Annotated in this window: 16 protein-coding genes; 7 read left to right on the plus strand and 9 right to left on the minus strand. The window is 56.2% G+C overall.

What is annotated here, in order from left to right; genetic code table 11:
* Nucleotides 1–53: 53 nt before the first annotated feature.
* The 4 genes from panB to RCJ00_RS01660 are packed head-to-tail and all read right to left on the minus strand — an operon-like array spanning nt 54 to nt 2,344.
* The gene (gene panB, locus RCJ00_RS01645) at nt 54–878 is read right to left on the minus strand and encodes a 3-methyl-2-oxobutanoate hydroxymethyltransferase (RefSeq protein WP_316219858.1); all 825 of its coding nucleotides are present in this window, start codon (nt 876–878) and stop codon (nt 54–56) included.
* A 46-nt stretch (nt 879–924) separates the two neighbouring features.
* Complete coding sequence (locus RCJ00_RS01650) at nt 925–1,347, minus strand: hypothetical protein (RefSeq protein ID WP_316219859.1); 423 nt, start codon at nt 1,345–1,347, stop codon at nt 925–927.
* On the minus strand, nt 1,344–1,931 hold the full coding sequence (locus RCJ00_RS01655) for an RNA polymerase sigma factor (protein ID WP_316219860.1): 588 nt from the start codon (nt 1,929–1,931) through the stop codon (nt 1,344–1,346). Before RCJ00_RS01655 ends, RCJ00_RS01650 begins: the two co-directional genes overlap by 4 nt.
* A 32-nt stretch (nt 1,932–1,963) precedes the next feature.
* Nucleotides 1,964–2,344 (minus strand): DUF6249 domain-containing protein, encoded by a 381-nt coding sequence (locus RCJ00_RS01660; protein WP_316219862.1) that lies wholly within the window; start codon nt 2,342–2,344, stop codon nt 1,964–1,966.
* Between the two features lie 262 nt (nt 2,345–2,606).
* Between RCJ00_RS01660 and RCJ00_RS01665 the strand changes: the two genes are divergently transcribed.
* Both RCJ00_RS01665 and RCJ00_RS01670 read left to right on the plus strand, forming a co-directional pair.
* Nucleotides 2,607–3,206 (plus strand): PadR family transcriptional regulator, encoded by a 600-nt coding sequence (locus RCJ00_RS01665; RefSeq protein WP_316219863.1) that lies wholly within the window; start codon nt 2,607–2,609, stop codon nt 3,204–3,206.
* A gap of 1 nt (nt 3,207) precedes the next feature.
* Complete coding sequence (locus RCJ00_RS01670) at nt 3,208–4,011, plus strand: siderophore-interacting protein (RefSeq protein ID WP_316219864.1); 804 nt, start codon at nt 3,208–3,210, stop codon at nt 4,009–4,011.
* Here the strand turns inward: RCJ00_RS01670 and RCJ00_RS01675 are convergent.
* Nucleotides 4,008–4,358, minus strand: a complete 351-nt coding sequence (locus RCJ00_RS01675) for an arsenate reductase (protein ID WP_316219865.1) — start codon at nt 4,356–4,358, stop codon at nt 4,008–4,010. The genes RCJ00_RS01670 and RCJ00_RS01675 overlap by 4 nt on opposite strands.
* An 85-nt stretch (nt 4,359–4,443) precedes the next feature.
* Here RCJ00_RS01675 and RCJ00_RS01680 point away from each other — a divergent pair, with 85 nt between their 5' ends.
* Complete coding sequence (locus tag RCJ00_RS01680) at nt 4,444–4,632, plus strand: DUF6496 domain-containing protein (RefSeq protein ID WP_316219866.1); 189 nt, start codon at nt 4,444–4,446, stop codon at nt 4,630–4,632.
* A gap of 36 nt (nt 4,633–4,668) precedes the next feature.
* On the opposite strand, the gene RCJ00_RS01685 is transcribed toward RCJ00_RS01680, so the two are convergent.
* Entirely contained in the window at nt 4,669–5,616 is a 948-nt protein-coding gene (locus RCJ00_RS01685; protein WP_316219867.1) for a CE1 family esterase, read from the minus strand.
* Between the two features lie 196 nt (nt 5,617–5,812).
* Between RCJ00_RS01685 and RCJ00_RS01690 the strand changes: the two genes are divergently transcribed.
* Together RCJ00_RS01690 and RCJ00_RS01695 are read left to right on the plus strand one after the other, a co-directional pair.
* Nucleotides 5,813–6,580 (plus strand): IclR family transcriptional regulator, encoded by a 768-nt coding sequence (locus tag RCJ00_RS01690; RefSeq protein WP_316219868.1) that lies wholly within the window; start codon nt 5,813–5,815, stop codon nt 6,578–6,580.
* 21 nt (nt 6,581–6,601) lie between these two features.
* Nucleotides 6,602–7,135: a response regulator gene (locus RCJ00_RS01695; protein ID WP_316221073.1), complete on the plus strand. Its 534-nt coding sequence runs from the start codon at nt 6,602–6,604 to the stop codon at nt 7,133–7,135.
* A 16-nt stretch (nt 7,136–7,151) separates the two neighbouring features.
* Here RCJ00_RS01695 and RCJ00_RS01700 read toward each other — a convergent pair whose 3' ends face one another.
* The 3 genes from RCJ00_RS01700 to RCJ00_RS01710 all read right to left on the minus strand — a co-directional run bounded on the left by RCJ00_RS01700 (nt 7,152) and on the right by RCJ00_RS01710 (nt 9,179).
* Complete coding sequence (locus RCJ00_RS01700) at nt 7,152–7,421, minus strand: hypothetical protein (protein ID WP_316219869.1); 270 nt, start codon at nt 7,419–7,421, stop codon at nt 7,152–7,154.
* A 73-nt stretch (nt 7,422–7,494) separates the two neighbouring features.
* Entirely contained in the window at nt 7,495–8,067 is a 573-nt protein-coding gene (locus tag RCJ00_RS01705) for a response regulator (RefSeq protein ID WP_316219871.1), read from the minus strand.
* Nucleotides 8,068–8,258: 191 nt separating this feature from the next.
* The gene (locus tag RCJ00_RS01710; RefSeq protein ID WP_316219872.1) at nt 8,259–9,179 is read right to left on the minus strand and encodes a LysR family transcriptional regulator; all 921 of its coding nucleotides are present in this window, start codon (nt 9,177–9,179) and stop codon (nt 8,259–8,261) included.
* Nucleotides 9,180–9,500: 321 nt separating this feature from the next.
* Here RCJ00_RS01710 and RCJ00_RS01715 point away from each other — a divergent pair, with 321 nt between their 5' ends.
* The gene (locus RCJ00_RS01715; RefSeq protein ID WP_316219874.1) at nt 9,501–11,207 is read left to right on the plus strand and encodes a methyl-accepting chemotaxis protein; all 1,707 of its coding nucleotides are present in this window, start codon (nt 9,501–9,503) and stop codon (nt 11,205–11,207) included.
* A 495-nt stretch (nt 11,208–11,702) separates the two neighbouring features.
* The gene (locus RCJ00_RS01720; protein ID WP_316219875.1) at nt 11,703–13,283 is read left to right on the plus strand and encodes a DUF1800 domain-containing protein; all 1,581 of its coding nucleotides are present in this window, start codon (nt 11,703–11,705) and stop codon (nt 13,281–13,283) included.
* Nucleotides 13,284–13,286: the final 3 nt, after the last annotated feature.

Here is a 13,286-nt window from a genome sequence, read left to right on the forward strand (position 1 = left end):
CGTATACAGCGGCGCAGGATACGCGCTTCCCCCAAAATCAGTTCAAGCCCTACTTATTTAGCAAAATATGTCTCTTCTGGGGCGGGAAAGCTACGATCCCTGACATCTTTCGCATAGGATTCAACGGCAGCGCCGATCTGGGTGCGCAGGTCGGCATAATGACGGACAAACTTTGGCGTCCAGTCGAACAATCCCAGCATATCGTCGGTCACCAGCACCTGGCCGTCGCAGGCATTTGACGCACCTATTCCGATCGTCGGCACCGACACGAGGCGCGTAACCTCCCCCGCCAGATCCGCGGCCACGCCTTCCACAACAATCGCGAAAGCACCAGCATCGGCGCTGTCCTGCGCTTCCTTGATGACCTTGGCGCGCTCATCTTCCGTGCGGCCCTTGGCCTTGAAGCCCCCCTCGACGTTTAGGGCCTGCGGCCGCAAGCCCACATGTCCCATGACGGCGATGCCGCGCAGGGTCAGGTAGCGGATGGTTTCGGCGACGGTCGGACCGCTTTCCAGCTTGACGGCCTGCGCCCCCGTTTCCTTTAACAACCGGACCGCGTTGGTGAACGCCTGCTCAAGGCTGGCCTCATATGAGCCAAAGGGCATGTCAATGACAACAAAGGCGGTTTTGGCCCCGCGCATCACCGCTTGTCCGTGCAGGATCATCATGTCCATGGTCACACCAATCGTGTTGGGCAGACCATGGACCACCATGCCGAGGCTGTCCCCAACCAGCAGGATGTCGCAGTGCGGATCCATGATCTCCGCCATGGGCGTGGTATAGGCGGTCAGCGTAACAAGCGGGATCTGCCCCTTGCGCTTTTGGATTTCAGGCGCCGTCAGGCGTTTGGCGCGCGTCGGCGCGGCTTGGCTACTCAAGTCGGTCTCTCCGTCTGGTGCGATTGCCGAACGGCAGATGCCGACCTCAGATCGCTTCCTCTTGGCTATAGGCGTAATACAGCGCCAAACAGACTAAACATAGGGAAAAACTGACCCAAAAGAAGAACGGCGTTTGCATGAGGTTCAGCGTATGCGCCGACGAATCAAACAGGTTCATCGCTCGCAGGCGGAGCACGTCGAGAAACTCCACGCCGGCGCGCAGCGTTTGGTCCGTTTCGACACGCGCCATGTGTGCCCCGGCCACGGCCCGATCGCCGATCGTCCAGTTCGGCAGACGAACAAATTGTGCCAGTGCGTACAGCCCACCGATAAAGCCCGCCAAAACCACGAAACCTTGGCGCAGCCACAGATTGATCCTCAGCTTGCGCATCACGCGCATCTGAAATGCCGGTGCGTCTTCATAGGACGGCACGCTGCTGAACAGGTCTTTGATATCGTTATCGTTCATGTTCCGGTCTCCATCACTGGATTCGGGTTTGGGTCTGAATTGGGTGACAGGATAACCTTCAGTTGATCCAGCGCCCGTTTGATATGACTTTTGACCGTGCCGAGGGGAATTTTCAACTCGTCGGCGATATCCTGATGAGACAGGTCGCCACTAAAATTCAGCGTCAGGCACAGCCGTTCGGCGGGTTTGAGACGATTAAGAGCGGCATCGAGATTATGAGCGCGGAAATCATCGCTCCCGGTCGCTTCCGGCGCGTACAGCGTCATATCGTCGGTGAGCACGTACTTCTGATTGGCGCGCACTTTTTTTAGATACCGTCGCGACGCAATTCGCTTGATCCATCCCGCAAACGGCCCATCGAAGCGAAATTCCGCCAGATGCTCATAGGCACTAATAAATGCCTCCTGAGCCATGTCGTCGGCATCAGCCCCTTGAGCCCCCATCCGGCGCAGATGTGTGCGTACGCCCGAACTATGCCGGCGCACCAGTTCGGCGAAGGCCGATTTATCGCCGCCCAGACATAGGCGTACGAGATCGACATCCGATTGCCGCGTCAGATCAAGCTTTTCGCTTGTCAGGCCCATCTGCGTTCGTCTCCGGGTTGCCGCAGGCGGGCTTAGTTTTTACGGCTGCCGACGATCCCAAGGATCAGCAGAGCTACGCCAACAAAGCCAGGGATGGCGGCAACACCGGACAAGGTACCAAACGTCCAGCCGTGGCCGGCCGCATCCAGAACAACCAGCCCCGCAGCGACCGCCATAAGAATCAGCCCCGCCCGAAGATCGTTTGCCGGCGTCTTCGGCTTTTTCTGCAATGTCTTCAGACTTTCCAGAAACTCAGGCGGCAGGGTGTCGCTCTTTTCGATCGCCATGCGTAATGTCTTTTGCTTCTCCGCATTGCTGCGGGCCATAAAGAAGAAAATGATGCCGACGATAAATACCGGCATCCCCAAGGCCAAGATGACGGCCACTATACCTGTGATGCTATCCAAATCCATGTGAACTCCTGTGTCGAATTGCCCGACGGTCGATTTACGAGAGCGGTCGCAACCGCACCCTTGCAGATAAGAGGCATCAGACCGGCATTTCGGATGCACGGATTCGGATTAAGTTTTCGTAATGCAAATTATTTATCCGCCCACTTGAAATCGATGCAATTTCGATATATCTAGATCGTACCGAAACCAGGCTGGTTGCAATTCGCACGCATGTCAAATTTCGATATATCTGGTTACACACTAATTATATATGGAGACTCTTATGAGAGGCTTTTTTCATCATCGCGGACAGGGTGCTGGCTCTGACCGCAATTTCAGCCATCGCGACGGCTTTGGTCGCGGCTTCGGAGGTTTCGGCGGCGGGCGCGAGGCTTTTATGGAACGCTTCCGCGGTATGCGCGGCGGCCGCGATGGTCGTGGCTTTGGCCACGGCGGTCTTCGTCTGGTTTTGCTCAAGCTCATCGAAGAAAAGCCAAGCCACGGCTACGAACTGATAAAGGCTGTCGAAGAACGTTTTAACGGCGCCTACAGCCCCTCCCCCGGCGTCATCTATCCGACTCTCAGCTGGCTGGAAGATGAAGGTTTTATCACCATTTCGCCCGGCGAAGATGGCCGCAAGTCGGCCCAAATTACCGATGCGGGCAAGGCCTTCCTGACGGAAAAGGCGGACCAGGTCGCCGAACTGTTTACGATGATGGACGGTCAGAGCGGTGAACACGGCGACTACGCCCCGCTGTACCGCGCTATGGGAAATCTTAAGGCATCGCTCAAGGCGCGGGGCATGAAACCGATGGGTAAGACGGAAATCGAAGCCGTTGTCGACCTGCTCGATGACCTCGCCAAGAAAATCGAAAGGCTCTGACATGGATACGGTGATTGCTAAGGAAGCGGCGGGCCGTTCGATCACGCGTGTACGCTACGAAACCCGATTGCGTGAATTGACGGTGACGGCGGTACAATCCGTCACGCCTCACCTCATCCGCATCACCCTCGGCGGCGATGTCGAAGGGTTTCAAAGCCTGAGTTTCGATGACCACATCAAATTGTTCTTCCCGGATCCCGTGACCGGCGTATTGACCTTGCCGGTGATCGGGTCGCCTTCGCAAGACGGTCCGAAGCCCGTAGCCCGCGACTACACCCCGCGCCGCTTCGACGACAAAAGCCTGGATATCGAGTTTGCGGTTCACGAAGCCGGACCCGCGACACAGTGGGCAATAAATGCGGGCATTGGCGATACACTGCATATCGGCGGGCCGCGGGGTTCAAACCTGATATCGCCCCTATACGACAGCTACGTGCTGATAGGCGACGACACCGCCCTCCCCGCCATCGGGCGTCGCCTGGCCGAACTGCCCGCCGGCAAAAAGGTGTGCGTCCTGGCGGAAGTGGACAGCCAGGATGATCGCCTGACCTTCGAAACCCAGGCGGACGCGACGATCCACTGGGTCTACCGTCAGGCGGCCTATCCAAACTGCCTGAACGACGCTCTGAAGGGCTTGCATCTACGCCAAGGTGATGTCCACGTTTGGGTGGCTTGCGAAAGCGCGCAGGCGAAACTGATACGCCAGCAACTGATCGAGGATCACGGCGTAGCGCCTCATGCCATAAAAGCTTCGGGGTATTGGCGCCGGGGCGACGCGGCCACGCACGACCGCATAGATGCCTAGCGGAGGCGATCGAGCAGAGTCGCATCCGGCTTGAAGCCCGCAACAATCGTGTTGCCGCGTTCGAAAATCGGTCGTTTGATCATCGAAGGCTGGCGGATCATCAGGCTTATGGCCTTGTCTTCGGTCAGGTCCTGTTTATCGCTATCGGGCAAGGCCTTGAAGGTGGCACTGGCCCGGTTCAGCACCTTTTCCCAACCGATTTTGCCCGACCAGCGCTTGAGTGTGTCGGCATCCACAGCGTCTGTTTTGTAATTGTGAAATGTATAGGCAACGCCATTGCCTGCCAGCCAGTCGCGCGCCTTCTTCACCGTGTCACAATTTGGAATACCGTAGAGGGTCAGGGTCATGATTAAGTCTTCGATTTAGGCGAATGGCATTTTTATGGAAGCGGATGTCTAATGGCTGTGGGGCTAAACTTCAAGGAGCATAGACATGCAAAAGGAAACACCCGCCCAGAAGAAAAAGGTCGAAAAAGTCATGCACGAATACAAGTCAGGAGACTTGAAAAGTGGCAGCGGCGATAGGGTTAAGTCACGTCACCAAGCTATAGCGATTGCCATGCATGAAGCGGACATTCCGAAAGAGACTGGTAAGAAAAAAGCCACCAAGACTAAACATTAAGATAAGGCGCCCCGGCGGCGCCTTTTTCTTCGCCTCTTATTTGACGCGGCGATATTTCGACAGGAAGGCCCACATCGCATCGTTATCCACCACCCATTTATGTTCGCCGCCCACCGTAATACGGCCAACGACATCGGCATTGTCCCGGCACACGGAATAGCGCTCTTCATACACCTTCGGTGTAATCCATGTCGTCACAGGCGCCGCCTTGCAGCCGTTCAATGCCGCCCAGCGTTGCTCAGCGGCATCCATGGTATATTGCCAATAGCCCGAGCCGCCGCCCTGGATCGGATTGGTCGTGTCGGCGTCGCCGGCAAATGCGATGACTGGAACCGGTTTAGAAGGGCGGCAGGTGGCCGGGTCTGGTCGTTTGGGATCCGATTTTGACGGATTGCCGGCCCGCAGACCGACCACCGGTGCTATGGCAGCAAAGCGATCGGCGGCAACGCAGCCCAGCCACGAGGTCATACGTCCGCCGCCGGATAAGCCAGACGCATAGACTTGGGCGCGGTCGACGCACCCTTGTTCGGCAAGCCAGTCTATCGACGCCTTGATAAAGGCGACATCGTCCGCATCCTTCGGGCCCGGAATGACGCCCGTCACGGTTGGCACACCTGGAATATTCCACACAAATCCCTTGTCGACGGGAATGCCACCGTCCGGCGCCGCCACGATAAAGCCTTTGCGGTCGGCGGTTTCCGTCAGATGAGAGAGTTCGAGAATTCGCGCGCCGTCGCCACCGCTGCCGTGAAACACAAAGATGACCGGTGCCGGCACCGATGGGTTGAACCCGCTTGGCAAATGCACCAGCATCGTCCGCCCCGTCTGTCCGATCGCGATCCGGCCGGTTGTCCCCGGCGAGGCTATGCCGCAACTCGCCGCCTGAACCGCGGAACTCCATCCCAAAAGCAGGATCAGGCCCAAAAGCAGGATTAGGGAAGCAATCCAAAGCCTTAAACGGTAAAGCGAGCGACTGTCAGTCATGATTATCCGGCCTCATTGATTATTGGAGTTGATTATATCCACCGTACAAAACAAATCACCACCTTAAAGCGGCCGCTTCAGCACTTGGAGGTTCGTCGGGCCCGCATGTCTCGCCCAGTTCAACATAGGTGGAAGAGTTGATTGCCAGCCTTTTTAAAGGTATGCCATTGTCATGAATATAAAGACAAAAGACGCAATGGACACATCCACACAGGAAGCCTCCGCCAAGGCTCATACCTACTCCGCGCCCGCCCTTGAAAAGGGCTTCAACGTTATCGAGCTTCTCGCGGAACATCCTCAGGGCCTGACCATTTCGGAAATAGCCGCCGGGCTTGGGCTTTCCATGAGCGAGATTTTCCGCGTCATTATGGTTATGGAGCGGCGGGGCTGGCTAAAGCGTAAGGCGGGGGACCGTCTGAGAGTCGCCACAAAGGTCCTAAATCTGGCCTTCAAGGCCACGCCGGCGGAAGAATTGATTCAAGCCGCCGCGCCTCTCATGCGTGAACTCGTCCAGCGTGTAGAACAGTCCTGCCATCTCGTCATTGGCAACGGTGATCGAGGTTTGGTGGTTTTCCGACAACAGACGCCGGGGCCGACTGTTTTCGCTGTTCGCGTCGGTGCGGAAATTACGCTCGAAGGCAGTTGTTCCGGCCACGTCCTCCTGGCTTTCAATGCGATTGACCTGGACCCGGATCTGGCTGCTGCCACGCAAAACGGTCCTTTGAGCGCGACACTGCAACGCGTTCGGGCACGCGGCTATGAGATGATGAAAAGCACCCGGACACTGGGCGTCACGGACTTAAGTTATCCCATATTCGACGGTCAGGGTCATGCATTGGCCGCCCTTACCATTCCCTTCTTGCAGCTTGTCGATGGCACGCAAACGGTCGACAGCAAAGAAGCGCGTATTTGCCTTCAGGAAATCGCCTCGCGAATATCCGAAGAACTCAGCGGGGCGCGATAAGGGGGGACCGCTTTGCCGCATGTGGCAAAGAAAGTACACGGCGATAAAGCAACGGATTTCACCAAATTAACTTTGCCGACCGCGTTTTGTCACATGGCGATGATATGGTGGATACATAGTCGCTTTCCAGGTGTCACCGTGACCTTCCCCTCCCCGCAATCCTCACCCTCTTCCCGGGCAGCGAAGCCATTTCGCGTCCTTGTCGTGGACGACAACGTGGATGCGGCAGAAAGTATCAAATCCGTTATTGAGGATTTTGGCTATGTGGTGCAATCCTGCTGGAACGGCCGCGATGCGCTGACCACGGCGCGAACATTTTTGCCGGATGTCTTGTTACTCGATCTATCGATGCCAGGTATGGATGGGTTTGAAGTGGCGCAGGTCCTGCGGCGGGACAAAGCGCTTTCTCGTATGAAAATCATCGCGCAAACCGGTTTTAGTGACGATGACAGCAAACGCCGCACAGCCACATCGGGCTTCGATCTTTGCCTAAGCAAGCCATTGAGCGTCGACCGTCTGGACAATATGCTGATGATGTTGCGCGCGGCCGCGTGATCGAAAGCCAGCCAGTTTATGCCGTTTCGGACAATGACGCCCGTCGTAGCGCTGTCGGCAGGGACAGCTCAAGTTGTCGCTTCCGCTGAACGGCAAGCTCAATAAGCGGACGGATGCCCGGCTTTAAGGCGATTGTTACAGGCGCCAGATCTGCGGTCAGGTAGTAGGCACTGTCGAGCTCATCATTCAGAACGACTGACCAAACGTCGTCCGGTAATCCAAGTACCCGCTTCAACGGCTCCGTAATGTATTTTCTCTCAAACACGAATTCAGGATTGAGGGCCATGTTCGTTTTCCAGTCTGATGAAGAAGACTTCACACTACCAGAAATCTAACAATGCGGCCATCGCAATTCCGAATCAGTCGAAGGCGACCTCATTATGATCGTCCTGTCGCCGCCAAGGCCCCTGGTGCGTAATGGATTTTTGCCGCCGACGATCCGGACCGAAATAGCTCGCGCATTTGATAAATGGACGTGGGCGCATAATGACCGCATTTATTCGTCCCAAAAGCGCCTTTGCTGTCATGGGCTTGGTCACATATTCCGTAATACCAGCGTCACGCGCCCGCTCAATCTGCCCCTTGCTGGAATGTCCTGAAATCATGATAATTGGTACGTACGGATTGCCGCCGGCGGTGTTACGCGTGTGTCGTGTAAACTCAGCGCCGTCAATTGGGGTCATCGCTGCATCGAGAAAGATGATATCGGGCGAAAACGTCTGAAGGATTTCAAACGCCGATGCCCCATCGGGCGCCTCCTTAACGTCACGAAATCCGACACTCTGCACGATCGTCTTGATGATAGTGCGCATGTGATGATTGTCCTCGACGATCAACACCTTAAGTGACGCATAACCAACAGAACCGACCGGACCGGCTGTTGGGGCGAATTGCCGATCAGGCCGCCCCTGACGTGTAAGCGTAGCAAGCATAGGAACTCATTTTACGGGGGAATTTCGCCCCTAATACGCCCTGTGTTGCGCCAAGAAAAATGAATATATATGCGACAAACTATTCACAAGGTGAATAATGAATTGGCGTGCGCAAATGGATAAAGTCTAGTCATTTCCCGCCCCGTACCTGGTAACGGGCGCAGGCGGAAATGCCGCCGATCAAGTAAAAGTCAAGGCAAAACCGCGACGCTTGCGATGATGTCTCTAAGCCATTGGCTGGCCGGGTCTGCGTGGGTCCGTTCGTGCCATATCAGGAGATAGGGGTATTCCGGCATAGGAAACGGCAGTTCAAAAGTCACCAGGTTGAAAAAGGGTGTGATATTCGTCAGCTTTAAGGGGGCTGAAGCAATGATGTCCGTGCCGGACAAGCAGGCGAGGTTGTTGGCAAAGCTTGGCGCGCTTACGATAACTTTGCGTTCGTATCCTAAATCTGCCAGGGCCTGATCCACGGGACCAGGGCCCACATTCATAAAATGAACGCCGGAATGGGGATAGGCGAGATAATCTTCAAGTCTGACAGCGCCCGCCCGGGCCTTATCCGCCAACGGATGTGCCGAGCAGATAACGCCAACAAACCGTTCCATGGCGAGCGTGCGCACATGTAGCTTTGGGCCCGGCGGCGTGATGCCCCAAAAGCCGCAATCCATTTCACCGGTCTCAAGCTTGGCCGGTGCCTCTGCGTCAAGCATTACGAGCTTAAGTCGGACCCCTCCAGCCACGGCGCGAAGTCGCGAAACCAGGGCGGGAATTATCGTGAACAAGGCATAGTCCGTTACACCAATGGTAAAGGATCTTTCGCTGGTCTCGGGGGAAAACGGCGTCGTGGAAAAAATGCCAAGCGCTGCGTCTACGGCAGACCTGACAGGCTCGACCAAGGTTTCTCCGAAAGGCGTTAACTGCATCGCTCCGCGCCCCCGCACGAACAACGGGTCGTGCAGAATGCCACGCAAGCGGTTAAGCGCGTGACTGACCGCGGGCTGGCTCATCGACAGCTCTTGGGCTGCACGCGTTATCGAGCGGTGGGTCGCAACAGCTCTGAACACCTGGAGAAGGTTTAGGTCGTAACGGCTAATATCGGGTCCATGAATCATAGCCGCAATATTTGGTCCATAACGGCGCAAATATCTATTGCGTCATGTCTAATGTGCGAAATTAGTGGACTGAAAAGAGCTGCCTCAGCCAAAACCCAGTTGAATGGGATCCAGCGGATCGTGTCGTAGGTGCTGAGGGAATCGCTATCTTTTTCAAGGCTCGCGTACAATCGCAGGGCCAAATACATACCGAACGCGATAATGTGTGCCCTAAATTTCACATGAAGGCCACACACGCCCTGCGGGCATTAACGTTTTTTTTATTCACAGACGTGCAGGGTCAGTATCCAAATGCAACTATCTTCGCGGCTGGGAACGACAATGAAATTTCAGGACTTTCGCATAAAGACAAAGCTACTACTCCTTATCGCCATGATGAGCTTAGTGACGGCCGGAATAGCCGGGTTTGGTGTCACGAAGATCACCTTTCTCAACCAGAGCCTGAAGACCGTCGATACGGTTGACAGCGCGGCGACCCTTGGCGCCCGCATGAACCAGAATACCATCATTATGAACCGGTCTGAATATCGTGTGGCTGCCGACCCATCTCCCGAAACCATTAAAGCAGCGCGCGAAGTTGCCGACAAAAACATCAAGCAGTTCAAGGAGCGCCTGGCAAAATCCGCCGAAACGGCGGACGCAGATGAAAAGGCGCAATTGGGTAATATTGAAGCTGAGTACACCCGTTATTTGACTGAGCTCAACAAGACCTATCAGTTGGCTGAGCGGGCAAGCGGCCAGGTTTCATTGACAGACGCCCAACGCGCGGTCGTCGATCAGGTGAAAGCCAGCCGAGCACGTGCGGACAAACTGCAGGCCGCGGTTAAGGCTTATGTCGATCATGTTGATGACAGGGGCACGAAAACCGCAAATGATGCAAAGGCGCAAGGCAATGCGGCAATCATGATTATGATCGCGGTAGCCATAAGCGGCATTGTTTTTGGCATCATAACCGGCATGTTGCTGGCCAATTTCGGCATCTCCATCCCGCTGAACCGATCCGTAGACGAGTTGCGCAAACTCGCGGACGGACGTTTGGACACTTTGGTGACCGGTGCCGATCGGGGTGACGAATGCGGAGATATCGCCAAGGGACTGGCCGTATTCAGGGACAACGCCGTGAGGGCCCGTGATCTTGAGGCCGAAGCCGTCAACCAAAAGCAATTGGCCGAGGTCAATCGCAAGAAAATGATGCTGCAGCTAGCTGATGACTTCGAAAAGTCCGTTGGGGCCATTGTCAGCCTCGTCTCCTCAGCAGCCACAGAAATGCAGGCGTCGGCGACCCAACTCAGTGCGACGGCACAGGAAGCTTCCGCGCAGTCGGTCGCCGTTTCAGCCGCTGCTGAGGAAGCCGGCGCGAATGTCACCTCCGTCGCCAGTTCGGCGGAGGAACTCGGGGCATCCGTCTCTGAAATCGGACGCCAGGTCGAACGGTCATCGCAAATATCGAATGAAGCCGTCAAGGAAGCCAGCCGGGTCGCCAGTGTGGTCACCGAATTGAACACAGTTGCCTCCAGCATCGGTAGCGTGGTCGAAATGATCAATACCATTGCCGGTCAGACCAACCTGCTCGCTCTCAACGCGACCATAGAATCGGCCCGGGCAGGTGAAGCCGGCAAGGGGTTCGCCGTCGTGGCCTCGGAGGTCAAGCAACTTGCGGGACAGACCAGCAAGGCGACCACGGACATTTCAGAGAAAATTGCCCTTATCCAGGACGCAACGACACGGGCGGTTAGCGCCATCGAAGGCATCAGCAACACGATTGCCGACATCAACAACACCAGTACGGTTATCGCTTCTGCGGTCGAACAACAGGGAGCTGCCACGCGTGAAATCGTCCAGGCCGTTACCCAGGCGTCGATTGGGACGTCTGAAGTGACATCAAACATCACGGGCGTTGCGCAGGCCGCCGAAGAAACGGGTGATGCCGCTTCACAAGTGCTGAGCGCCTCCAGCGAACTCGCAGGCCAGGCTGAACGGCTACATAGGGAAATGGATAAGTTCCTGACAACCGTCAGAGCAGCGTAATGTCTCGCGCCAAAGGTAAGTCGAAGGCCGACCGTAAGCTGAGCGCCAACCTGACGATACTTCCTCTAGATATGGAGGCCGTACGGAGGCTGGCACTCACCCTTAGCCCTGGGGAGTTAAAGGAAACCCGCCTGACTACCCTCACCGCCTTGATAACGGAGCTTGAACCTCTGCTTATAGAGATCGATAGGATGGAAGCATTGGCTTCCGCAATTGTCTCCCCCCACTCGCCAGATCTCGTTAGACTGATCGTCGGATTGCGGCGAGATGCGGAGCGACTTTACGGCTGTCTGGCAGACAGCTTTAAGTGGGTATGATAAGCCTGCATGCTTAGCTATCACAATGCTGTGAAAGCACAGGGTGCACTCCGCTTCGGTCCAAAAAACGTCGCAGTCTGGTCGCTAGCTTGGTCTACATGACTTAGCTGAAAGCCGCGTGATGCTTCACTTAAAAGGTCTCATCGCATCCACCGTTTGTGCGTCTCTTTGCACAGTGATGGCAACCGGGCCTGCCGCCGCTCGACACACGGCGAGCGCCAGCGACATAGCGGTGGCCAATCGCATCGGCTTCGGTGTGACGCCGTCCGAGATAGCGGACATCAACGAAATAGGCCTGAATACCTGGCTGAGTGAACAGCTTCATCCGGCCAGCGACGATGCCGGTCTTCCGCCCGACATTGCCGCTATAATTGACGCCATGCCCCACCTTAAGAAGTCGGGTGATGACCAGGTCGCTGAGATCGCCTCTCTGCGCAAAAAAGCCGACGACGCCACCAAGGCTTTCAATGCGGCACAGCAAACCAGCGCGGTAGCGTCGACATCAAACACCCCTGCCCCGGCCGGCGGCATGACCCTGACGACAGTTGCCGCGCCCGCTGCCAGCCCCCCGCCCTCCGGAAACCAGGTCTTCAACACCTATCGCGGCGAAACCTTGACCGAGATCCAAGCCCGCCGCGTGCTGCGTGAAATTTATGGCCGCGACCAGCTGCGCGAACAGATGGCCTGGTTCTGGTTCAACCACTTCAATGTCTTATGGGACAAGGGCGACACCAGCTACCGCATCGCCGATTACGAAGACCGAGCCTTACGTCCTCATGCGCTGGGAAAGTTCCGCGACTTGCTTGAAGCCGATCTTCGCCATCCGGCCATGTTGCAGTATCTCGATAACGTCCAAAATGCCTCCGGCCATATTAACGAAAACTATGCCCGAGAGATCATGGAGTTGCACTCCATGGGGGTCGGTTCTGGCTACAGCCAGGCCGATGTCGAAGCCCTGGCCCATATTCTGACCGGTGTCGGTTACGCCCCCGTGAGTCAGACCATCGAGGTTTCCCAAGCTCAGCAGGCACTTCTGATTCGTGACGGGGATTTCGTCTTCAACCCGGCCAAGCATGACTTTAGCGACAAGGTTTTTCTGGGGCATACCATCAAGGGCAGCGGCTACGACGAAGTGAAACAGGCCCTGGACCTTATCTGCCAAAATCCGGCGACCGCCCGATTTATTTCGACCAAGCTTGCGCGGCTGTTTGTTGCCGACGATCCGCCGCCGTCGCTGATTAATGCGATGGCCGACCGTTTCCGGTCGAGCAATGGCGACATCTCTGAGATTCTGTCGGTTATGTTCCATTCAACGGAGTTCCGGCAGTCGCTAAAGACGCCGCTGCTCAAGGATCCGGAGCATTATGTTATCTCCGCCATGCGGATCGCCTATGACGGACGCACGATTATGAATGCCAAGCCGGTGGTTAATTGGATCAGTCAGCTGGGTGAACCGGTCTATGCCCACGTTACGCCCGATGGCTACCCGATGACCCGCACCTTCTGGAATGGACCGGGCCAGATCGAGCAGCGTTTCGAAATCGCCCGTAATATTGGCTACGGCTACAATAGCCTTTTTAAGCCTGACGGGGTTACTGCACCGATAGAGACGACCATGCCGCAGTTGCAAAGCGTGGTTAGCCAGGCGGGCATCGACCAGACCTTGACGCCACCAACCCGGACGGCCCTTGCCCAGGCCAATTCCACCGGCGAATGGAACACATTGTTCCTGGCATCGCCCGACTTTATGGGAAGATAAGCC

This window comes from Asticcacaulis aquihabitans (assembly GCF_032490435.1).
Taxonomy (GTDB): Bacteria; Pseudomonadota; Alphaproteobacteria; order Caulobacterales; family Caulobacteraceae; genus Asticcacaulis.

What these genes read in the sequence shown, in the direction of transcription:
- RCJ00_RS01665 (WP_316219863.1), top strand. Translation starts at nt 2,607, where the DNA reads ATGAGAGGCTTTTTTCATCATCGCGGACAGGGTGCTGGCTCTGACCGC.
- RCJ00_RS01685 (WP_316219867.1), bottom strand. Translation starts at nt 5,616, where the DNA reads ATGACTGACAGTCGCTCGCTTTACCGTTTAAGGCTTTGGATTGCTTCC.
- RCJ00_RS01680 (WP_316219866.1), top strand. Translation starts at nt 4,444, where the DNA reads ATGCAAAAGGAAACACCCGCCCAGAAGAAAAAGGTCGAAAAAGTCATG.
- RCJ00_RS01675 (WP_316219865.1), bottom strand. Translation starts at nt 4,358, where the DNA reads ATGACCCTGACCCTCTACGGTATTCCAAATTGTGACACGGTGAAGAAG.
- RCJ00_RS01670 (WP_316219864.1), top strand. Translation starts at nt 3,208, where the DNA reads ATGGATACGGTGATTGCTAAGGAAGCGGCGGGCCGTTCGATCACGCGT.
- RCJ00_RS01720 (WP_316219875.1), top strand. Translation starts at nt 11,703, where the DNA reads ATGGCAACCGGGCCTGCCGCCGCTCGACACACGGCGAGCGCCAGCGAC.
- RCJ00_RS01650 (WP_316219859.1), bottom strand. Translation starts at nt 1,347, where the DNA reads ATGAACGATAACGATATCAAAGACCTGTTCAGCAGCGTGCCGTCCTAT.
- RCJ00_RS01700 (WP_316219869.1), bottom strand. Translation starts at nt 7,421, where the DNA reads ATGGCCCTCAATCCTGAATTCGTGTTTGAGAGAAAATACATTACGGAG.
- RCJ00_RS01655 (WP_316219860.1), bottom strand. Translation starts at nt 1,931, where the DNA reads ATGGGCCTGACAAGCGAAAAGCTTGATCTGACGCGGCAATCGGATGTC.
- RCJ00_RS01660 (WP_316219862.1), bottom strand. Translation starts at nt 2,344, where the DNA reads ATGGATTTGGATAGCATCACAGGTATAGTGGCCGTCATCTTGGCCTTG.
- RCJ00_RS01705 (WP_316219871.1), bottom strand. Translation starts at nt 8,067, where the DNA reads ATGCTTGCTACGCTTACACGTCAGGGGCGGCCTGATCGGCAATTCGCC.
- RCJ00_RS01710 (WP_316219872.1), bottom strand. Translation starts at nt 9,179, where the DNA reads ATGATTCATGGACCCGATATTAGCCGTTACGACCTAAACCTTCTCCAG.
- RCJ00_RS01690 (WP_316219868.1), top strand. Translation starts at nt 5,813, where the DNA reads ATGGACACATCCACACAGGAAGCCTCCGCCAAGGCTCATACCTACTCC.
- RCJ00_RS01715 (WP_316219874.1), top strand. Translation starts at nt 9,501, where the DNA reads ATGAAATTTCAGGACTTTCGCATAAAGACAAAGCTACTACTCCTTATC.